The sequence below is a fragment of the Bacteroides sp. An322 genome (assembly GCF_002161765.1).
Taxonomy (GTDB): Bacteria; Bacteroidota; Bacteroidia; order Bacteroidales; family Bacteroidaceae; genus Phocaeicola; species Phocaeicola merdavium.
Window position 1 is genome coordinate 1 of record NZ_NFIN01000031.1, and the last position, 22717, is coordinate 22717.

General features: G+C 43.9%; 11 protein-coding genes and 1 pseudogene. 4 read left to right on the forward strand and 8 right to left on the reverse strand.

Features of this window, described 5'->3' with window-relative positions; genetic code table 11:
• Window positions 1–142: 142 nt before the first annotated feature.
• A pseudogene (locus B5F91_RS13070) lies at window positions 143–3293 on the reverse strand (TonB-dependent receptor).
• 384 nt (window positions 3294–3677) lie between these two features.
• Between B5F91_RS13070 and B5F91_RS13075 the strand changes: the two are divergent.
• Window positions 3678–7652, forward strand: a complete 3975-nt coding sequence (locus B5F91_RS13075) for a two-component regulator propeller domain-containing protein (protein WP_087429503.1) — start codon at window positions 3678–3680, stop codon at window positions 7650–7652.
• Between the two features lie 68 nt (window positions 7653–7720).
• Here the strand turns inward: B5F91_RS13075 and B5F91_RS13080 are convergent, their stop codons facing one another.
• From B5F91_RS13080 to B5F91_RS13095, 4 genes are read right to left on the reverse strand one after another with little or no spacing between them, the layout of a single operon-like run.
• Entirely contained in the window at window positions 7721–9754 is a 2034-nt protein-coding gene (locus tag B5F91_RS13080) for an alpha-glucuronidase (RefSeq protein WP_087429504.1), read from the reverse strand.
• Entirely contained in the window at window positions 9751–10725 is a 975-nt protein-coding gene (locus B5F91_RS13085) for a glycoside hydrolase family 43 protein (RefSeq protein ID WP_087429505.1), read from the reverse strand. Before B5F91_RS13085 ends, B5F91_RS13080 begins: the two co-directional genes overlap by 4 nt.
• Window positions 10726–10775: 50 nt before the next feature.
• A complete protein-coding gene (locus B5F91_RS13090) occupies window positions 10776–11921 on the reverse strand; it encodes an endo-1,4-beta-xylanase (RefSeq protein ID WP_087429506.1) in 1146 nt (381 codons plus the stop codon).
• 37 nt (window positions 11922–11958) lie between these two features.
• Window positions 11959–13452 (reverse strand): MFS transporter, encoded by a 1494-nt coding sequence (locus B5F91_RS13095; protein ID WP_087429507.1) that lies wholly within the window; start codon window positions 13450–13452, stop codon window positions 11959–11961.
• Window positions 13453–14000: 548 nt separating this feature from the next.
• Between B5F91_RS13095 and B5F91_RS13100 the strand changes: the two genes are divergently transcribed.
• From B5F91_RS13100 to B5F91_RS13110, 3 genes are read left to right on the forward strand one after another with little or no spacing between them, the layout of a single operon-like run.
• Window positions 14001–15077 (forward strand): efflux RND transporter periplasmic adaptor subunit, encoded by a 1077-nt coding sequence (locus B5F91_RS13100; protein WP_087429508.1) that lies wholly within the window; start codon window positions 14001–14003, stop codon window positions 15075–15077.
• Between the two features lie 14 nt (window positions 15078–15091).
• Window positions 15092–18124 carry an efflux RND transporter permease subunit gene (locus tag B5F91_RS13105; protein ID WP_087429509.1) on the forward strand — a complete coding sequence of 1011 codons (3033 nt, stop codon included), beginning with the start codon at window positions 15092–15094 and terminating at the stop codon, window positions 18122–18124.
• Window positions 18121–19440: a TolC family protein gene (locus B5F91_RS13110; RefSeq protein ID WP_087429510.1), complete on the forward strand. Its 1320-nt coding sequence runs from the start codon at window positions 18121–18123 to the stop codon at window positions 19438–19440. Before B5F91_RS13105 ends, B5F91_RS13110 begins: the two co-directional genes overlap by 4 nt.
• A 166-nt stretch (window positions 19441–19606) precedes the next feature.
• Here B5F91_RS13110 and B5F91_RS13115 read toward each other — a convergent pair whose 3' ends face one another.
• The 3 genes from B5F91_RS13115 to leuB all read right to left on the reverse strand — a co-directional run bounded on the left by B5F91_RS13115 (window position 19607) and on the right by leuB (window position 22714).
• Entirely contained in the window at window positions 19607–20476 is an 870-nt protein-coding gene (locus B5F91_RS13115) for a DUF3737 family protein (RefSeq protein ID WP_087429517.1), read from the reverse strand.
• Window positions 20477–20682: 206 nt separating this feature from the next.
• The gene (locus B5F91_RS13120; RefSeq protein ID WP_087429511.1) at window positions 20683–21504 is read right to left on the reverse strand and encodes a tetratricopeptide repeat protein; all 822 of its coding nucleotides are present in this window, start codon (window positions 21502–21504) and stop codon (window positions 20683–20685) included.
• 148 nt (window positions 21505–21652) lie between these two features.
• Window positions 21653–22714 (reverse strand): 3-isopropylmalate dehydrogenase, encoded by a 1062-nt coding sequence (gene leuB, locus B5F91_RS13125; RefSeq protein WP_087429512.1) that lies wholly within the window; start codon window positions 22712–22714, stop codon window positions 21653–21655.
• Between the last annotated feature and the right edge of the window lie 3 nt (window positions 22715–22717).

The following is a 22717-nucleotide window of genomic DNA, read 5'->3' on the forward strand; positions in this document are numbered from 1 at the left end:
GACTTAGCAGCATATGGCTTTTCTTGCAAATTTAGTGGCTTTCATTCCATTAGAAAAGCTGCACCATCGGACTTAACAGATTTTAGTACATTTATCACCACACAGAGTATATTTATTCATAGTCATTACTCCTTATTATATATTATAAGTTAATCTCGATACCGAGGTTAAAACGACGCACGGTAGGATAAGCGCCATCACCCGAACTGTATCCGGTGTTCGACTCACGGTCATCGGGCATATTGGTCCACATATAAAGGTTATCACCGTTCAAATACAGACGAGCGGAATCAATACCGGCTTTCTTCAACCAATTACCTTTGAAAGTATAAGAAAGCTCCACGTTCTTCAAACGGATATAAGAACCATCGTAATAATAACGCGTTCCATTAGCACCCGTATCACCATACGTGTAAATCGTTGTTCCCCAACGTGGGGTAGGCAAGGTAGCAGTACCGCCCGGAGTCCAATAATCCCCTTCTACGTATGCCACGTGAGCAGTAGAACGGAAAGTCGGGAAGTTTACTACACGGGTCACGTTATTAACGCCATAGAACTGTGCATAAACACTAAAGCCTTTCCATTCCCAATCTACAGATGCACTGTATGTGTTCTGTGGGATAGAAGAGTATTGATAAGGCGCACGGTCATCGTCGTTTATCACACCATCACCATTGAAGTCAACGATATTGTAATCACCTGGCAGCTTATTACCATTATTAGTAGTCCACGCTGTACTACCGATTACATCATCCCATGTAGCAAGGTTACCGTGATCAATGTGTGCATACGCTTGGTCAAGGGCATGCCCTTCACTCCGTAAGTAATACGGTCTCAAAACGGGGTCATCACGGAACTTCACTTCGTTCACTGCATGAGTCATGTTGGCATTCAACCACGCACGCATGCCGTTGGCAAAAGTCTTGTTAAGGCGCAATTCCAATTCATAACCGTGGCTGTCTACCTTACCTGAGTTGATAGCCGGAGGATTCACGCCAAAGTATGAAGGAATCGCACGGCTACTTCCTGCAATCAGAATGTCGGTACGGGAATCGTTGAACACATCGACCGAACCGGCTACCAAGCCGCCGAAAAAGGCATAGTCGATACCGATATTCCGCTTTTCTACGGTTTCCCATGCGATATCGGGATTACCTAACACTGTAGTTTTCCAAAAAGTATACGGAGAATTTGTCGGGCTGACAGTTCCCATGATTGCGTTACCCGAATTGGCAAGCTGATCACGATAAAGGAAACGATTACTCATAGTAAAGCGTTGCCAAGCCGGCACGTAAGAGTCATCACCGACACGTCCCCATGAGGCACGGATTTTCAACATATCAAAAACTTTCAACTTCTTCATGAAACTTTCTTCACTCAACATCCAACCCACGGATACTGAAGGGAAGAAATCGAAACGCTTGTTGGGACCGAATTTTTCAGAACCGTTGTAAGCACCATTAGCTTCGAAGAAATAACGCATATCATAATTATAAGTCAAACGGAACACCCAGTCTTCACGGAAGATAGAGAATACGCTACCTTGAGCTTCTTTCAAACGACTGAACAGACCGAGAGCAGTCACTTCGTGTTTGCCGAAAGTGCGAGCATAATCCAACTGGAGTTGGTAGTACAGTTTACGATAGGTAGAGTTGATATCAGCACTACCAGATTGAGTAATCCAGTAAATCGGGTTTTCTACTTTATCCAAACCCGTTCCAGAGTCTGGGTCGAATTTGTAATCGATTTCGCCGGTCTCAGGGTTCACCCACATCTGTTGCGAGTCATTATTCATGTCTGAAAGACCACGCTGGTTTTCCACAAACGTATAGTCCATGGAGAACATGGCTTTGAACTTTAATCCCGGAGTAACGAACTTCAGGTCTTGGTCTAAGATAAAGTCTGTTGTGATTTTAGAGGTCGTACGCTTTTCGATACCGCCATTAGCCAAAATACGAGCTGAGTTGGGCACATCGGCATCACGCGGAGCATACCATCCCCACATGCCGTTAGAATAAATCGGACGCATGGCATCGGGAGCAGATTTATAAGCAGAAGCCCAAAAAGAAGCATCACTGTCGGACATATTCCAAGGTATCTTACGTTGGGCGTTCGAACCAAAAAGATTGGTAGAAAACGTAGTGGTTTTAGTCAACGTAAAGTCCAAGTTACTACGGACATTGATACGGTTGTAACCAAATCCAGAGTTGTAACCACGACCGTTATCAAAAGTATTAAACAAGTCGCCTTCGTTAGTGAAGTCAGCAGCAGCAAAATATTTCACTACGTCTGTACCACCCGATACGTTGACACTGGTATTGTAAGAGAAGACAGCTTTCTTAAAGAGGACATCTTCCCAATCTACATTCGGGTAGCGGTCCCATTCCTCCGTATTGGCAGGATAACGGTATTTATGAATAACCGCCGGATTGGTATAATTTGCCCAACCATTAGGGTTGAGGCTGCCTCGCGCTCGATAGAATTATTCATTAAATAGAAGGTATCGTATGCATCGTACTTTTCCGGAAGTTTAGAAACCACTTTAGCAGTCATGTTCGCCTTAACCTGTACGTTTGCCTTTCCTTCCTGACCACGTTTAGTAGTAATCAAAATAACGCCATTGGCACCTTTCACACCATAGACTGCGGTAGTGGAAGCATCTTTTAATACAGAAATGCTCGCTACGGACGAAATATCTACCGAACTCATTTCACGTTCTACACCGTCCACCAACACAAGCGGAGCACTGTTGTTCCACGAACTCTTGGTACGGATGATGATTTCGGGGTCTTCTTCACCCGGCATACCGGTAGAAGCGGAAGTGATGACACCCGGCAGGTTACCGGTAAGGGCAGCACCGAGGCTGGTTACACCGGTACGTTCGAGTACCTTACCCGTGGTTTGGGTAATAGAACCAACCACACTGGCTTTTTTCTGCTGACCGTAACCGACTACGACTACTTCTTCCAATACTTCGGAATCATCTTCGAGGGTGATGCTCATTATGCCGTGAGGCTTTACTTTTACTTCTTGTGTCTTCATACCGATGTATGAAATTACAAGCACTGAATTTTCATTGGGCACCGTCAGTTGGAATCTTCCGTCTAAATCTGAGTACCTATTGAATTGTTGCCTTTTACAACAACTGACGCACCAATGACCGTTTCTCCCGTGGCATCGAGGATGACACCTTCCACGGGTATTCCTTGCTGTGCCCATAAAGGCAAGCTACTGAACAGCATCAGTAAAAACAGGAAAGGAATCTTTCGAATGTTACTTTGTCTGTTTTCCATTAATTTTTGTTAGTTTAAAGTTACACATAAATAAATACATCGTGTGTATATCCCTACTCCGGAAACACTACTTAGTGGTGAACCGGCAACGGTCACACTTCAGACTTCATCCATCATTGTAATAAACCATGTTTTTTGCGTTTTTAAAATAAAAAATCTGCTAACCATTAAACTATACAAAGATAAACGAATGTAAACAGAAATGGATTAACATATGATTCACATTGGTTATTTTCTGTTCCATGCCGTATATCTACGTTGCAAATCCATTCAAATTTGTTTCATTGGGCAAAAATTGGTATATTCTTATCCTAAGTTTCACAACAAACGAACCAATTTTGCAAAAAATGATTATCTTCGCAAAGAAAACATAACCGAACGTTTATGAGGACTTTTTTACTATTGATATTGCTAAGTATTATCCCGTCTATTTTTGCACAGAACACCAATTTCATAAGCAACCGGAAAATGGATTGCCAAACCATCAATGTCTGTTGCCAAGATGCCCACAACTTTTTATGGTTTGGGACAGATGAAAGTGGACTGCGCCGTTTTGACGGAACACAATTTGTAACTTACCACCATAGTAATACTGACTCCCTTTCATTAGCGAACGACAAGGTGCTTTCCTTATTAATAGACAACTCAAACCAATTGTGGATAGGAACAGGCAACGGTTTGCAACGCTATGTGTCGGAAAGTGACAATTTTCAGACTGTACGCCTAAACGGAATGAATTTTGGAGGGTATATCACCAGCATTATCCAACGGAAAGACGGAGAAATCCTGTTTGTCGTATCCGGTATGGGGCTTTTCCGCCTTGATACAAAAACCATGACGGGATATAAAGTAGAAACGGCAAACCAAACATGGCACAACCGTTACCTCTACAACCTGTATGAAGACAGCCGGGAACGTTTGTGGTTGGGAACCGACCGGGAAGGATTGATACGCATTGACCTAGACACAAAAGAAGAAAAACTCTACTCTTTGCCTTCTACTACGATAAAAGACATTTCAGAAGATAAGAACGGACAGTTATATATTGTAACAAACTATACAGTCTACCGGCTGGACGAAACTACCGACCGGCTTATGCCTCTCCTTTATCAAGGAAAACAGCAAGACCTTTACTTTACCCGTTCGCTAACAACGACTGACGGAAAGATTGTAATAGGCACAGGCGGAAACGGTTTATTGCAAATATCTTCTAAAGACATGACATTTACGGATTTTCCCCTTTACAATCCGTTTATCAATACCAGCCAAGCCCGAATTACCTGCTTATTCGAGGACCATCAGAAAAACCTTTGGATAGGCAGCCAATACCAAGGCATGTTAATGTATCCCAATATTCCCATGCCTTTTCATTTTACAAACAAGCCAAGCCTATATTCAAAAACGCCTGGAAGAATCGCCGCACTCTATTACGACAAAAAAGGGACGTTGTGGTGTTCGGTAGAAAACGACGGTATCTATCAATTGAATAATGACGAAACAATTGTGAATTACATCGCTGTCCCACACACAGCCGGTGCTATGTATGAAGACAGTGAAGGGACATGCTGGATAGGCGTAAACGGCCAAGGGCTCTACACGTTAAATCCTAAGACAAACCAATTACAATTAAAATACCCTATCAAAGGAGATTATGTCATCAGTAGCCTGACAGAAGACAAACACAAAAACCTATACGTTTCTGTTATGGGCGAAGGCATATTGCGCTATCACTTACCGACAGGTAAATTTCAAATGTTTACCTATCAAACGCCATTAGAAAACCAAGCGGAACTCGTGAATTTCTGGATATCTTATATCTATTGCGATTCGGAAGAAAGATTATGGACTTGCCACCATGGCGGCATCAGCTGTTATGACTTGAAAAAACAGGCTTTTATCAGACTTCCTTTCCGTGAATGGGTGAGAAAAAGCGCCTATTGCATCTTAGAAGACAAAGACCAACAAATATGGATAGGCACACAAGGCGGTTTGTTATGCTATAATCCCCAAACAGAAGAATATCAAGCTTTTACCACAGCACAAGGATTACCTACCAATATTATTTCCAGCATAGCAGAGGACGAAAAAGGAGGATTGTGGTGCAGCACATCGCAAGGCATTGCTTATCTTTCACCCGACCGGCAAAAAATAACCAACTATTATACCGGCAACGGATTGGAAGACAAGACCTATTTAAACGGCTGTTTTGCCCAAGCAGAAAACGGCACTATCTGCTTTGGGGGAGAAAAAGGCATTACCCGCTTTCATCCGACAGACATACACCCTATCCAACAGAACAAGACACTTTGTATTACCGAAATGTTTATCCGCAACCAAAAGGTCACTCGGCAAACCCGTTCTGGAGGCAAACCCGTCATAAAACAAGATATGGTGGATGCCGATTATTTTTACCTTTCCAACACAGACAACAACTTCACTTTCCATGTGTCTACCATGGATTTCAACGATGCCCGAAACGTTATCTATGAATACAAAATAAACGAACTGGAAAAGACCTGGAACCAAACACGTCCGGGAGAAGGGCGCATCTTGTATCCACATTTACCTTCAGGAAATTACACCCTACAAATACGAGCGTATGAAAACAGTGTTTATTCGCCTGTCAAATCGGTAAAAATACACATTGCTTATCCTTGGTATCTAAGCACTTACGCCTATCTGCTCTATTTCATTCTCATTATGGGGGTAGGCTATTTGCTGTATTTGTCCGTCAAACGGAAACAACGTGAAAAAATCGGCGAGATGAAACTGCAGTTTTTTATCAATATCGCTCACGAAATACGCTCTCCGCTTACCCTTATCGTAACTCCATTGGAGAAATTATTGAAACAAGAGCATGATGAAAAGACCCAAAAAGCCTTACTTACTATCCGATACAATGCGAACCGCATCTTGAATTTATTAAACCAACTATTGGATATCCGCCGGATAGACAAAGGACAAATGCAACTGCATTTGGTAGAAACAGACTTACGCACTTTTGTAAACGAACTGCTTGACGTTTTTTATAGCCAGGCACAACAAAAGAACATCCAACTGAATGCCGAAATTGCCGAGAATCTGCCTTCGGTATGGATAGACCCTACTAATTTTGATAAAGTCTTAGTCAATTTATTGACCAATGCATTAAAATACACCTCTGCTGGAGGAGAAATCTGTGTGAGTATACATACCGGTTATGATTCTACCTCGACAGGACCTTTACGCGAATACATCGAACTAACCGTATCAGACACAGGCAGAGGATTGAACGAAAAAGAACTGAAACGGATATTCGAACGTTTCTATCAAAGCGGAACTAACCAAGCTTTTGCCCCGCTCGGATTCGGCATCGGATTAAATCTATGCCAACTCCTAGTCAAACTTCACCACGGAGTAATTTTTGCAGAAAACCGGAAAGACGTTCAAGGAAGCCGCTTTATCGTACGTCTTCCTTTGGGATGTAAACACCTGAAAAAGAAAGAAATTTCGGAAACAGAACCTGTTCATACCGTAAAAAGTCCGGCACAAATCGAATGCGAAATAAGTATTCCCAATAAGACACAAGAAAAAGCAGAGAAACCTCATACGAACTATCGGGTACTTATTATTGATGATGACACAGAACTACGCAATTTTTTAGCAGAGAATCTATCAGCCAATTACCGTATAGATACGGCAATGGACGGAGATGAAGGATATAAAAAAGCTGTCACAGAGCAACCAGACATCATTATTTCGGACGTAATCATGCCTAAGAAAAACGGGCTTCAGATGCTAAAAGAATTAAAGAAAAACGTCAATACCAACCATATTCCTGTCATTCTGCTTACCTCAAAGACGGAATTAGCCAATCGTATGGAAGGGCTGACACAAGGTGCTGACGGATACTTGGGCAAACCTTTCAATATGGAGGAATTGGATACACTTATTATCAACTTAATCACAAACCGTATCCGCCTGCAAAAGAAATATACTGGAATGCAAATACAAGACAACAAAGTCTCTTCTTCTTCAAACACTCCGAATTATAACGAACAATTGATGGAGCGTATCATGAAAGTAATCAATGAAAATCTGATCAATCCTCAACTAAACATAGAGACACTTGCACAAGAAATAGGAATAAGCCGCACCCAACTTTACCGTTCCATGAAAGAAATCACCGGATTGAATCCCAGTGATTTTGTACGTACCATCCGTTTACGCCAAGCAGCAGAATTGCTTAAAGACAAAAACCTTAATATTACACAAGTTGCGTATTCAGTAGGATTCAGCAGCCAAACTCATTTTTCGAGTGCTTTCAAAAAACAATATGGAATTTCACCTACAGAATACAAAGAGAAGCATAAAGAATAAAAGAAGAGGGTAGAGAGGGTGTATCAAAATGAAAGCTAAATTTTATTTTGATACACCCTCATACTTACTTATTCTTTGTAAGCAGGAATTTTCCCGTCACGAGGTAACATCTCCGGTGTAGGACGTTCATAATTGCTGATAGGAAGTTTTACTTTCATCAGTTTTTTCAACTTATATACCGGACGTTCCACATCTTTCGGGAACGGCATTTTCGAGAATGTCTGGAAATAAAGCAAACAAGCATCTTTCCACCATACGGCATCATTTGCCTGAATCTGCAAACGTTCTGCTATCGCATTGTAGCGTTCTGCATCCACATAAGGCTTCATTTCTTTCCATGTCTGACAGAAACTTCGCGTTTCTTTTAGTCCTTGTTCATAATGACGGCACAATTCATCCCAAAGCGTAGCTCCGCTCTTCATTTGATGCTTCCAAGGCACATGATGGAACCAAAGCAAAAACTCTTCCGGACAAGTGTCAATAGAATCAAATTGCTTAGCCAACGACTCCGGATATTGTGCTACAGCATTGCTTCCCGTATGGCTACGGTCAAAACCAAGACCTTCTTTATCAGCTTGATGATAATAAGAAGGCAACCAATCTGGACGAGCACCGGGGATTATACACCAAGGTTCTGGTCCATAATGATGTCCCCAAGCGAAAATATGGTGCAATCCAAGCGGCATCATATAATCTACAACAGCTTCACGGCTACGCATCATCATATCTTCCATTGGACCGGTAAACTTAGTATCTGTAGTGAATGTCTGTTTCAGCCATTCTTGAACAATCGCTTCCGATGTCAGTTCCGGATTCCAAGCCAAACGTCCGAATGCATACCAATTAGCCTGTGCTAAATCATTTCCACACCAATTCGCTTCATCGCCGATATTTGCTACACCCGATACTGCTTGAATGGTATTAGGAGCAACATAATCGAAGAATTCTTTCCACATCGGAGCCAGATATGCCAAATGATTGGAATGTCCCAAATATTCTTGTGTCACTTGAAATTCGACCATCAATGGAGTATGTTTCATTGCACCGAATAAAGGGCTGTACGGTTCACGAGGCTGGAAATCAATCGGACCATTCTTTACCTGTACAATCACGTTGTCAAGGAACTTGCCATCAAGTGGTTGGAATTCCAAATAAGCCTGTTTCGCACGGTCGTTATCCGAAGGGCTGTATACAAATGCACGCCACATCACAATACCACCGTATGGTTTCAAAGCCTCAGCCATCATATTGGCACCTTCGGCATGCGTACGATGATAATCACACGGTCCGGGTTGTCCTTCTGAATTGGCTTTTACCAAAAAGCCCCCGAAATCAGGAATCAAGCTGTAAATTTCCTGTACTTTCGCTTTCCACCATGCAGACACGTTTTTATCGAGCGGGTCAGCTGTAGAAAGTTTTCCTAAAACCATAGGAGAAGCAAAGTTGACCGACAAATACACCTTTATATTATAAGGACGGAAAATATCAGCCAAAACTTTTACTTTCTGCAAATAATCCGTACTCAACATTTCAGGCGATGCATTGACGTTATTCAATACCGTAGCATTAATACCGATAGACGCATTTGCACGAGCGTATGCTTCATAACGTGAAGACACTGTCCCCGGAAGTTCTTCCCATTTCCAAAGCGAATGTCCGGCATAGCCACGCTCAATAGTACCGTCTAAATTATCCCAATGATTCAAAATACGCACATCGTATGCGGGACGTTCACGAATATCAAGCGATGCAATATCTTCACCCATTGCCTGAAGCCTGAGCAAATGATAAGCAGCATAAAGCAAGCCCGCCTCAGAAACAGAACCTAAAACGATATTTTCTCCCGATGTACGGATTGTATATCCTTCACGCCCTAAAGCAACATGTTCCGCATCGCTGAACAACTGCAAAGAAACCGGATTCCCTTTCCAGAATTGTTTCAGTTCAGCTTGGGCTTTATCCAAAACAAGCGAATGCAACAAGCATTCCACTGTTGCATTCGCTGTACCATCTTGGCGTAGCCATAAGCGGCTGCCGTCTTCTGCATGCAGTCCGCTTATGCTTACCAATAAAAATAAACTTACCAGTAATTTCCGTATCATTCGCCTCCTCCATCAATGGTGATAATCTTGCCTTCTGCATCATATTCCAGCTCTACAACCTTCAAGCTACGCAGCCAAGTTTTTCCTCCAGAAGGAACACAGTCGTGATGGAACAAATACCATTTTCCTTTGTATTCCACAATGGCATGATGAGTAGTCCAACCTACAACAGGAGTCAGAATAACGCCTTGATATGTAAACGGTCCGTATGGATTATCGCCAATAGCATAGCAAAGGAAATGCGTATCACCCGTAGAATAAGACAAATAATATTTGCCATTGTATTTATGCATCCACGATGCTTCAAAGAAACGATGAGGGTCACTGGCTTTCAACGGATTGCCATCTTTATCTACAATTAATACAGGACGTGGATCTTCTGCAAATTGCATCATGTCCTCACGCAATTTTACCACACGTCCCGGAATAGCCGGTTCGTCCCCTTCCGGAAGATAAGCACTTTCCAAAGCCTTATTATCCCGATAGCGTTGCAACTGACCGCCCCAAATACCACCGAAATAAATGTAATGAGTTCCATCATCATCGCAGAACACAGCCGGGTCAATGCTATAACTTCCCCACATCGGGTTTGCTTCAGGAATAAACGGACCTTCAGGTTTATCACTGATAGCTACGCCCAAACGGAAAATGTCATTGCGGTCCTTCATCGGGAAATACATATAATATTTACCGTTCTTAAACGCAACGTCGCAATCCCATAACTGGCGTCCTGCCCATGGAATATCTTCTGTCTGTAATACAACTCCATGGTCTACAATCTCACCGTTCATTACATCATCGGTAGAGAATACATGGTAATCTTTCATATTGAAGTGGTCACCGTTATCATTTTCAGGCACACCGCTTTCCCAATCGTGTGAAGGATAGATGTATAATCTTCCGTTAAATACGTGAACCGAAGGGTCTGCCATATAATCATTAGGCACTAAATATCTTGCTTCTTTTTTCATACGTCAAAATTTTTAAGATTATAAATTCACTAATTTCAGTACTTTCCCAATTATTCTGCACTTGGAGTTTCGGCATTTTTCGCTTCTTCTATCACTTCTTTTACCCAAGCTTTCGGTTGATAGTCACGGTCGAAAAGCAACGGATAGTCTTTACGTCCACGGATAGGGAAGCCGTTCTTCCAAGAATCACCATCAGTTACCCCCCAGGCAGTTACACGGTCAACGATATCCGCATGTTTTTCAAACAAATCAAAGAATTGTTTCATACGTGCATTCCATGCTTGAGATACAGAATCGGGCAATGCATCAGGATAGGGATTCAACGCTTTCTTGAAAGCAACAGTATCCGAAATATTTGCTGTACGGGATGCGGTAGGAAGTGCACTCATGTCCCATTCAGTAATCATCACTTTCACTCCTTCATTAGCAAAAGCCAACATACTCTTCTCAAAATCTTCAATTTTCGGATAATCCATACCCATGTGTCCCTGCATACCTACAGCATCAATACGCAAGCCTTTTTCTTTCAAGCTACGGATGAGTTTCACTACACCGTCGCGACGACCCGGATTATCCATACCATAGTCGTTATAATACAATTCAATGGTAGAATCTGCTTCGTGTGCATATTGGAATGCCAACGGAATGAATTCCTCACCTAAGATTTCATAGAATTTGCTCTTGCGGTAGGAACCGTCTTCGATAATAGCTTCGTTTACAACATCCCAACCTTTCAGTTTCCCTTTAAAGTGTTGAACAACCGTAGTGATATGAGTTTTCATACGTTGTTTCAATACCTCTGGAGTGACATTCTTTCCGTTCTTGTCTACACAGAACCACTCCGGACATTGAGAATGCCAAATCAGGCAGTGTCCTGTCATCGTCAGACCATTTTCTTCACCGAATTTCACGAAAGCATCAGCATCCTCGAAAGTAAACTTACCTTCTTCGGGTTGCACTTCTTCCATTTTCATACAGTTTTCCGGAACAATCGCACTAAATTGTGTCTTCACAATATTAGTAGCATTGGTGTCTCTTCCAGCTACTTGATTTACGTTCAATGCTGTACCAATCAAAAATTTATCACCTACAGCGTCTTTCAAAGTCATTTCTTCTACAGGAGCTGTCTTCGGACCTCCGCAAGCTACTGCGAAAGCTGCAACCAACACGGCTGATGCAATGTGTTTCACTTTCATGGGTTTAATCTTTTAAGTTTATAAGTTATTAAATCTATTAATTCTGCTTACTTCTGCGTTCTGCCAATTCGGCTTGCATCTTTTCATTATACTGCTTGGTAATCGGGTAGAAGAACAAAGCAATCACACCTACAAAGAAAGTAGCCGCAGGAATCAAACTTGAAGACAAGATGATGCCATGGATAGCCGTTTCGCTTTGTGCCACACCTACGCCCGATACATAACCGAAACCGGAAAGCAAGAATCCGAGAATAGCACCACCTACACCCAAACCAGCTTTCAATGCAAATACCACACCGGCAAAAGTAAAGCCTGTAGCACGACGGTAATGGATGTATTCCGAATGGTCGGCAACATCAGCAATCATTGCCCAAAGCAACGGAACAGTAGGAGCGTATGCCAAACTCTTCAAGAAGTTCAAAATGAACATCAATTCGATATTATCTTTAGCCGGGAAGTAGAACATAGCGGTAAAGATAGCCGTCAAAGCCAAACATACAATAAAAGTATTCTTCTTTCCGTACTTGTTGGCAAGGAAATTAGAAAGAAGAATCACACCAAAGAACTGAACCAGTGCACCCAACATATTGAATACACCAAAACCAACCTCGTATGCCTTGTCAGGTGAACTTACAATCAACCCGAAAGCATTTAATATATGATAACCTATTGAATCTTGCGCTTCAGCAGATACCAATCCCAAACGGTCTAAGAATGCAAACAAGGCACCTGCATCTACATAATGTTCGAAATAATAGTTCATGGCACTTCCCCACATAGCAAGTGTAATAAACACGAATAAAGTCAATACAAACATCGCACGCCAAGGAATACTTCCGAAAATATGCTTAATATCTTCACGGATATTAGTCTTCTGACCGGCAGGCGGGGTAATACGCTCTTTAGCTGAAAATGCCGCAATAGCAAGGAAAATAAATCCGACTACTGCAAACAAAGAAATCGTACATAGCCAGCCGTGACCTTTATCTCCATCAGTAGAGAACTTGCTTACCAAAGGCAATGTCAAACCTTGAACTACGAACTGACCGATAGTAGAGAAAATGAAACGTACAGAAGTAATGCTTGTACGTTCTTTAATATCAGCAGACATTACACCGCCCAAAGATGAATAAGGAGTGTTGTTAAATGAATACATAGTCATCAACAACGTATAAGAAATTGTTGCATACAAAGCAACTAACCCTTTGTCTTCAATACCCGGATTATAGAACGCCAACACATAGAATACCATAAAAGGTATTGCTGTCCATAATACCCATGGACGATATTTTCCCCATTTAGTTTGTGTACGGTCGGATAAAATTCCTACTGTAGGATCTACAAAGGCATCTACAATACGCGCTACCAACATAACGGTTCCCGCTATGGCGCCTTCCAGACCGAATACATCGGTATAAAACTTCGTTTGATAAATCATCATCATCTGGAACACAAGGTTCGCAGAGCAGTCTCCTAATCCATAACCGATTTTCTCGGCCATTGAGACTTTTTGATTTGATAGTGTACTCATGATATGTTAGGTTTTAGTTTTAAGTTTTCTATATATAATAAGGTGAAAAGTTTAAGCAGGATAAAGCAAAAAATATCTTTGCCTCGCCCATCACGGCGAAGCAAAGACAAAATAATTAAACTAACCCTAACTTAATATCCAACCTTTTTATTCTTGTTTTCATAATACAGACTTTCTTTTTTACTACAATGCAAATGTAAAGAAAGTTACATAAAAAACGATACGAATTTGATTCAAAAATTATTCTGCATGATACATTTCACCTTTCATTTGTTACAAACATTATCAAGTATGTTACATTTTATGATATAAAACATAAAAGAGCATTTTTCTCTTTACTTTTTAATGCCAAATTCCCGACATATCTTCAAGACTTTACTGGGATATCCAAATCTGAACAATTATCGTTAAAACTGACACGTTTATGAACAAATCTATTTCACATCCTTAATGCAAATATTCTCTAAAAGCAGACCATACATTAAATCTTTTTTTATCTTTGCTAGTATATTTGCATTTAGTAAGAACAATTGAAACATGAAAGACACATGAATAAATGGATTAAATGGGGTATTGTAGTTCTCGTGGTAATCGGGTTGACCATTTTAGGCGTCCGTACGTTTACGCCGCGGGAAAATGAAGAATTAAGCAAGGTAGAAAAGGAAATGCCTTCGGATAAGAAACAGATTTTGAATGTAAACGCGCAAATCGTCCGTCCGCACATCTTGACCGATAAACTTTTCGTGAGCGGCAAGCTGATTCCCGATGAAGAGGTAGACCTTTCTTTTGAGACTTCGGGCAAGATAGTGGATATTAATTTCCAAGAGGGAACAATGGTGAGCGAAGGGCAATTGCTTGCGAAGGTAAATGATAGCCAGCTTCAAGCCCAACTGGCACGTCTGGAGGCACAGATGCCTTTGGCAGAAGACCGTGTGTTCCGCCAAAACGCCTTGCTCCAGCGCGATGCTGTAAGTAAAGAGGCTTACGAGCAGGTGAAAACCGAACTTGCCACTCTCCATGCCGATATAGAAAACGTGCGTGCCACGATTGACATGACCGAGCTTCGCGCTCCTTTCGACGGGGTCATCGGTCTGCGTCAGGTAAGTATGGGTGCATACGCCTCGCCCACGACCGTTATCGCCAAATTAACGAAAATCAAGCCGATTAAAGTGGAGTTTGCCGTACCCGAACGCTATGCGCGCAAGATAAGGAAAGGCACGAAACTTTCGTTCAAGGTAGAAGGGCATTTGGATGCCTTTGAAGCGGAAGTGTATGCCATGGAATCAAGCATCGACCCCGAAACCCATGCCTTGACCGTGCGGGCGATTTATCCGAACACCCGCGCCGAATTGCTTCCGGGACGTTATGCCGATGTTGAGTTGCGCCAAAGCGAAATACAGGATGCCATTGCTATCCCTTCGGAAGCCATTGTGCCCGAAATGGGACAGAACAAGGTATTCGTTTACCGTTCGGGAGTAGCGATGCCCGTCGATGTGGAAATAGGCATCCGCACCGAAGCCGAAGTGCAAATACTCCGAGGTTTGGCAGCAGGAGACACCATTCTGACTTCCGGTACCTTGCAACTCCGCACGGGAATGCCTGTTAAATTGGATAACATCAACTAAATCCCGCCTGCCTTATGAACATTTCCGAACTCAGCATCCGCAGGCCGGTACTTGCTACCGTACTTACCATTATCATCCTGCTTTTCGGGTTGATAGGCTACACCACTTTGGGCGTACGCGAATATCCTTCGGTAGATAATCCGATTATTTCCGTGACGTGTAGTTATTCGGGAGCTAATGCCGATGTCATCGAGAATCAGATAACCGAGCCTTTGGAACAGAACATCAACGGTATTCCGGGCATCCGTTCGCTCTCCAGCGTGAGCCAGCAAGGGCAGAGCCGCATCACCGTAGAGTTTGAACTATCGGTCGACCTGGAAACAGCGGCGAATGACGTGCGCGATAAGGTTTCGCGTGCCCAGCGTTACCTTCCCCGCGATTGCGACCCTCCTACAGTTTCAAAAGCCGATGCCGATGCCAGCCCTATCCTAATGGTAGCTATCCAGAGCAATAACCGCTCGCTTTTGGAACTGAGCGAGATAGCCGACCTCACCGTAAAAGAACAACTTCAGACCATTTCCGATGTAAGTAGCGTGTCGATATGGGGAGAGAAGCGTTATTCGATGCGCTTGTGGCTCGACCCTGTGAAAATGGCGGGGTATGGCATTACGCCCGTCGATGTGAAGAGCGCAATGGATAACGAGAATGTGGAATTGCCTTCGGGTAGCATTGAAGGGAATACCGTGGAACTGACTTTACGCACCATGGGGCAAATGCATACCGCCGATGAGTTTAATAATGTGGTCATCAAGGAAGTAGACGGGCAGGTCATCCGCCTGAGCGACATCGGTTATGCCGAATTGGGTGCCGCCGACATCAAGAGTTACATGAAAATGAACGGGGTGCCGATGGTAGGCGTAGTGGTTATTCCCCAACCCGGTGCAAACCACATCGAGATAGCTGATGCCGTATATGAGCGTATGGAGCAAATGGAAAAAGACTTACCCGATGATGTGGAATACACCTACGGATTCGACAATACCCGCTTCATCCGCGCCTCTATCGCCGAAGTGGAAAGCACGGTGTACGAAGCCTTCTTCTTGGTGATTGTCATCATCTTCCTTTTCTTGCGCGACTGGCGCGTAACCTTGATTCCGATTATTGTGATTCCGGTTTCGCTCATCGGTGCGTTCTTCATCATGTACGTAGCTGGGTTCTCTATCAACGTATTGACCATGTTGGCGGTGGTGCTTTCGGTGGGACTGGTGGTAGACGATGCCATTGTGATGACCGAAAATATCTACATCCGCATCGAGCAGGGCATGGAGCCTTTCGAAGCGGGCATCGAAGGGGCAAAAGAAATCTTCTTTGCCGTGGTGTCTACTACCATTACCCTCGTTGCGGTATTCCTTCCTATCGTGTTCATGGAAGGTACCAGCGGGCGTCTGTTCCGCGAATTTAGCTTTGTTGTGGCTGGTTCGGTGCTTATCTCCGCTTTTGCCGCCCTCACCTTTACTCCGATGCTTGCCACCAAACTTTTGAAGAAACGTGAAAAACAAAGCTGGTTCTACCGCAAGACCGAACCGTTCTTTGAAGGGATGAATTATTGGTATTCCCAAGGACTGAGCGCATTTTTGAAACACAGATATTGGGCAATTGTATTCACCTTAGTCACATTAGTACTTATCGGGGTGCTTTGGACGCATATCCCGGCAGAAATGGCTCCTTTGGAAGACCGTTCGAAAATCACTATCAATACCCGTGGGGCAGAAGGCGCAAGTTACGAGTATATCCGCGATTATACCGAAGATATCAATTTGCTGGTCGATTCGCTCATCCCTGATGCCGAAGCCGTAACCGCCCGTGTATCGAGCGGAAGCGGAAATATCCAGATTACCTTGAAGGATATCAGCGAGCGTGATTATAGCCAAATGGAAGTGGCGGAACAGCTTTCGCAAGCCATTAAGACCAAGACCAAGGCACGTGCTTTCGTGCAACAACAATCCTCGTTCGGAGGGCGAAGGAGCAGTATGCCCGTACAATACGTGCTTCAGGCAGTAAGCATCGAGAAACTGGAAAAAGTATTGCCTGCTTTCTTAAACAAGGTGTATGATAATCCGACTTTCCAAATGGCGGATGTCGACTTGAAGTTCAGTAGTCCTGAAATGCAGGTCAACATCAACCGCGATAAGGCTGGAACCATGGGCGTGAGTGTGCGCGACATTGCCGAAACCCTGCAATACGGGTTGAGCGGCCAGCGCATGGGCTATTTTTATATGAACGGCAAGCAATACGAGATATTGGGACAAATCAACCGCCAGCAGCGCAACCAGCCTGCTAACATCCGCTCCATTTATATAAGGAGTGACAAAGGCGAGATGATTCAACTGGATAACCTCGTAGAGTTTGTGGAATCCATCACTCCGCCCAAACTTTATCACTACAACCGTTTTATCTCAGCTACGGTATCGGCTGGGCTTGCTGAAGGAAAGACCATCGGGCAAGGATTGGACGAAATGGACAAGATTGCCGCCGAAACCTTAGACGAAACCTTCCGCACCGCACTTTCGGGCGACTCGAAAGACTATCGGGAAAGTTCGTCCAGCTTGATGTTTGCCTTCATCTTGGCGTTGGCATTGATTTACCTGATTCTTGCGGCACAGTTCGAGAGTTTCAAAGACCCGCTCATTATTATGCTCACCGTACCTCTTGCCATTGCTGGAGCGTTGATATTCATGTATTTCGGCGATATCACGATGAACATCTTCAGCCAAATCGGCATCATTATGCTCATCGGCTTGGTGGCAAAGAACGGTATCTTAATTGTGGAGTTCGCCAACCAGAAGCAGGAGGCGGGAGAGGACAAGATGCAAGCCATCCGTGATGCCGCCCTGCAACGCTTGCGCCCCATCCTGATGACTAGTGCCGCCACGGTGTTGGGACTTATCCCCTTGGCTTTTGCTACCGGCGAAGGCGCCAACCAACGTATCGCCATGGGTACGGCAGTAGTAGGAGGCATGTTGGTATCTACTTTCCTTACCATGTTCATCGTACCTGCTATTTATTCATATATATCTACAGACCGAAATAAAACAAAGAACGTATGAAACAGATTCTCATCCTGATAGTAACCGTCTTTGCCACGCTTCCCCTTCGTGCGCAATACGAATACACTTTGCAGCAATGCTTGGAAGAAGGCTTGCTGAATAACTATTCGCTCCGAATCTCGCGCAACGAAGAACAAATCAGCAAAAACAATGCCACTTTAGGCAATGCGGGCTATCTGCCTACGGTAGACTTCACCGCGGGATATACCGGCGACTTAAACAGTTCCGATTCGAAACTCCGTGCCGATGGAAGTACGGCATCCGAACGCAACGTACTCGACCATACCCTTGATACGGGGATTGACTTGAACTGGACTATCTTCGACGGCTTCAACATCTCTACCACCTACAAGCAATTGCAGGAACTGGAGCGTCAAGGAGCCACCAACACGCGGATTGCGATAGAAGATTTCATCGCTACCCTTACCGCCGAGTATTACAACTACATCCAGCAGGAAATCCGTCTGAAGAACTTCCGCTATGCTGTATCGCTCTCGAAAGAACGTTTGCGCATCGTGGAGGAGCGGTATCACATCGGGAATTTTTCGCGTTTAGATTACCAGCAAGCCATGGTGGATTTCAATGCCGATAGTGCCCAATACATGAAGCAGCAGGAACTGGTACACACTTCGCGCATCAACCTCAATGAACTGATGGCGAATAAAGACGTAGACCGCCCCATTCGGGTGCGTGATTCGGTTATCGACCTAAACCGTATCTTGGATTTCGACGAGCTGTGGAATGCCACCTTGAATACCAATGCCAACTTGCTTCATGCCGACCAAAACACGATCTTGGCTCAGCTGGACTACAAAAAAGTGCTCTCGCGCAATTATCCTTACCTGCGCTTGAATGCGGGCTACGGCTATACCTTTAATAAATACGATGTGAATGCCACCCGTCAACGGAGCAATTGGGGATTTAGCGGAGGCATTACCATTGGTTTCAATATCTTCGACGGAAACCGCAAGCGCGAGAAGCGTAATGCCAGCCTTGCTATCCGCAATGCCCAATTGGAGCGTGAACAGGTGGAGCAAGCCCTCCGTGCCGACTTGAGCAACCTGTGGCAGGCATACCGCAACAACATCCGCCTGCTCCACTTGGAACGCGAAAACCTCATAGCTGCCAAAGAGAACCACGAGATAGCCAAAGAGCGTTATCTGCTGGGCGACTTGTCTGGAATCGAAATGCGTGAAGCCCAGAAAAGCCTTCTTGATGCCGAAGAACGCATCCTCTCCGCCGAGTATGACACGAAGATGTGCGAAATCTCCTTGTTGCAACTGAGCGGAAAGGTAACCGTATACCTCTCGAAATAAATTATATAGTGAAGAGGCTGTCTCAAAATGGTAATTGAGTATCAAAAAGTAATGTCATTCTGAACGAAGTGAAGAAACAACGTTCGACGAAGTCAATCTCGTGTGCATCAGCTTGTGTTTTCAAGATCCTTCACTACGTTCAGGATGACAAAATGAAAGCTAATTTCTATTTTGAGACAGCCTCTTCATTTTTTCCTCTTTCATTTATTACACAATCTGCCGGAGCTTTGATATTCTCATCTAACGTTACCGACCCGATACTGTCTGCGATAATATATCCTGAAGCTGGATTCTTAATGTTCGTAATGGCACCACATATATCTGCTTTCAGTGTCGAATATTCAAAAGCACGATCACACGCCGGATCAAACGTACAATTCTCTAAAACAAGATCATGTGCATAACATAAAGGTTGTTCCCCTGAAATGTGGCAATTCACCAACCTAAGATTCTTTGAATGCCAGCCCAAGTATTCCCCGTTCAGTTCCGAATCATAAATTGTCACATTCTCCACTTCCCAGAACGCATCTTTCGTGGTAATCTTTGCATGATGTATTTCCACGTTTTTCACGTATTGGAACACATATTTGCTGTCACTTTCCAATCCGTCTACATAAATGTCATTACTGAACATAAAAGGATATGTCCCGTCATGCAATTTCAAATCCTTCACACGAATTCGATTACAACGCCAAAAGACTTCGTCTGCATCATTCATCTGCACATTTTCGATATCAATATCATTCATTTCACGGAACATCTTAGGTGCATCTATCACCGTATTCTTCATTGTCAGATGATCAGAATACCAAAGTGCAGAACGCCCACCTACGGCAAAATAGCAATCCTCTATAGTAAATCCATGTACATGCCAAAACGGATAGTTCCCTTCAAAACGACACCGCGTAGCAACAATATTGCTACATTCTTTAATGGCAGATTCTCCGGCAAGTATCGTTACATTATCCAAATGTAAATCGTGTGAACCGAACAGAGGGCGTTCGCCTCCAAACTCTTTGTCCTTAATCAGTTGCATATTCATTTTGTATAGTGTTTAATCGTTTTTTATTTACGATACAAAAATACAGAAAAAACTTCATTCCGTTTGTGAAAGAATTACAGAAGATATTACCCAAATTACGTATAATTTTTACGCATACGGCTTCATCGGCTTACGAAGCAGGCTTCATCGGCTGATGAACCTAAGTCCATCAGCCGATGAAGCCTGCTTCGTTTAAATGGTCAACACTGCTTCAATTTTTCTTGCAACTGTACAGCCGGGATTCCCAACTCTATAGCACGCCTATATGACTGACGTGCTTTGCTTTTTTCTTTCTGCTGCAAATAGATATCACCCATCATTACATAAATATCGGCATCCTCAGGTTCTAATGCGGAAGCGGCTTCAAGATCGATTAACGCAGCATCGGCAAAACCTTGCTCCAACTCAATATTAGCCCGCATTTTCAAGAGTGAGGCGTCTTGAGGATATTCTTCCACAAGCAAGTTCAGGCGGTCGCGGGCAGCGATGTATTTGCCTTCCTTTTGGTCGAGCATCACCAATCCAATGCGTGCGGACTTGTTCTTCATATCCTTCTCCAGCAAGACATTATAATCGATTCGGGCTTCCTTGTACTGACGCCGTTGCATGTAGATGTAAGCCCGAAACAGGCGGGCTTCTTTCTCTTCGGGTATCAGGTCGATGACGTTACAATAATCGATATATGCCTTTTCTTCCATGCCTTGCTCTAAATAGAGCGCAGCCCGGTTGAGAAGAATCGCCGTTGCGTAGGGAGTGATGTTGAGTGCCATGGTATAAGCCTCTATCGCCTCTTCCACTTTTCCTTGGCGTTTCAACACGGTGCCCAGATTGGAGAAAAGCAGGGCATTACGTGCATTCTTGGGGTCGAGCCTCAAGGCTTCCCGGAAAAGCTGCTCGGCACGCACCAGACTGTCCTGTTGTGCACAAGCCATCGCTTCTTCCACTAACTTGTTATAATCTTGGGCGGAAAGCCTGAAAGAACATAAGCAACACAATGCAATGAGTATCAGTTTTCGTTTCATGCTTGCTGATGTTTTAATGGCACACAGACGACACAGATATACACTGAGGAACACAGATTTATTTTTTCTATGCAGAACACGGCGCAGCTAAAAAATTTTATCTGTGTAAATCTATGTCCTTCTGTGTCATCTGTGTGCTATAAAAGCGTTACGCTTCTTTGATGTAATTCACAATCCACTCGCCTACTTCCTTAGTGCCGTACTTGGCTCCGCCTTCTACCTGAATCTCAGGCGTGCGCACACAAGCGTCTAAAGAAGCATCTACGGCACGGCGAATCAAGGCACCTTCTTCCTTGCAATCGAAATGCTCAAACAACATAGCAACGGAAAGGATTTGTGCCAACGGATTGGCAATATTTAAGCCCTTCGCCTGCGGCCACGAACCATGGATAGGCTCGAATACCGGAGTGCTTTCGCCCGTGGAAGCCGAAGGAAGCAAGCCCATCGAACCGCTGATGCACGAGCCTTCATCGGTCAGGATATCGCCAAAAGTGTTTTCAGTCACCATAACATCGAAGAACTTCGGTTCCTGAATCATACGCATGGCGGCATTGTCGACATACATATAATCGGTGGTCACTTCGGGATACTGCGGAGCCATCTCCTGCGCAATCTGACGCCACAAGCGGGAAGAAGCCAACACGTTCGCTTTATCGACTACGGTGAGATGCTTGCGGCGTTTCATAGCATACTCAAAACCTACCCGAAGGATGCGTTCAATTTCGGGACGGGTATAATAATTGGTATCGTATGCCTTGTCATTGTCCTGGTATTTCTCGCCGAAATACATACCTCCGGTCAGTTCGCGGATGCAAAGGAAATCGGCTCCATCCACCAATTCGGCACGCAAAGGAGACTTATGCAACAAGCATTTGAAGGTCTGCACCGGACGGATGTTGGCAAACAATCCTAACTTCTTGCGCATCGCCAACAAGCCTTGCTCGGGACGCACCTTTGCCGTAGGGTCATTATCAAATTTCGGGTCGCCTACCGCCGAGAACAAAACCGCATCGGCTTCCTGACACACCCGGAAAGTCTCTTCAGGAAACGGGTCGCCCACCTTATCAATGGCATCCGCACCGCAAATGGCATATTCATAACTTACTTTATGTCCGAACTTCTCACAAACGGCGGTCATGACATTGACTCCCTGAACAGATATTTCGGGACCAATGCCATCGCCTGCTAATACTGCAATTTTAAAATCCATACT

Bases quoted from the DNA above. Each gene is read 5' to 3' on its own strand.
- B5F91_RS13105 (WP_087429509.1), top strand. From the start codon at position 15,092: ATGAACATTTCCGAACTCAGCATCCGCAGGCCGGTACTTGCTACCGTA.
- B5F91_RS13075 (WP_087429503.1), top strand. From the start codon at position 3,678: ATGAGGACTTTTTTACTATTGATATTGCTAAGTATTATCCCGTCTATT.
- B5F91_RS13085 (WP_087429505.1), bottom strand. From the start codon at position 10,725: ATGAAAAAAGAAGCAAGATATTTAGTGCCTAATGATTATATGGCAGAC.
- leuB (WP_087429512.1), bottom strand. From the start codon at position 22,714: ATGGATTTTAAAATTGCAGTATTAGCAGGCGATGGCATTGGTCCCGAA.
- B5F91_RS13115 (WP_087429517.1), bottom strand. From the start codon at position 20,476: ATGCAACTGATTAAGGACAAAGAGTTTGGAGGCGAACGCCCTCTGTTC.
- B5F91_RS13090 (WP_087429506.1), bottom strand. From the start codon at position 11,921: ATGAAAGTGAAACACATTGCATCAGCCGTGTTGGTTGCAGCTTTCGCA.
- B5F91_RS13120 (WP_087429511.1), bottom strand. From the start codon at position 21,504: ATGAAACGAAAACTGATACTCATTGCATTGTGTTGCTTATGTTCTTTC.
- B5F91_RS13095 (WP_087429507.1), bottom strand. From the start codon at position 13,452: ATGAGTACACTATCAAATCAAAAAGTCTCAATGGCCGAGAAAATCGGT.
- B5F91_RS13110 (WP_087429510.1), top strand. From the start codon at position 18,121: ATGAAACAGATTCTCATCCTGATAGTAACCGTCTTTGCCACGCTTCCC.
- B5F91_RS13100 (WP_087429508.1), top strand. From the start codon at position 14,001: ATGAATAAATGGATTAAATGGGGTATTGTAGTTCTCGTGGTAATCGGG.
- B5F91_RS13080 (WP_087429504.1), bottom strand. From the start codon at position 9,754: ATGATACGGAAATTACTGGTAAGTTTATTTTTATTGGTAAGCATAAGC.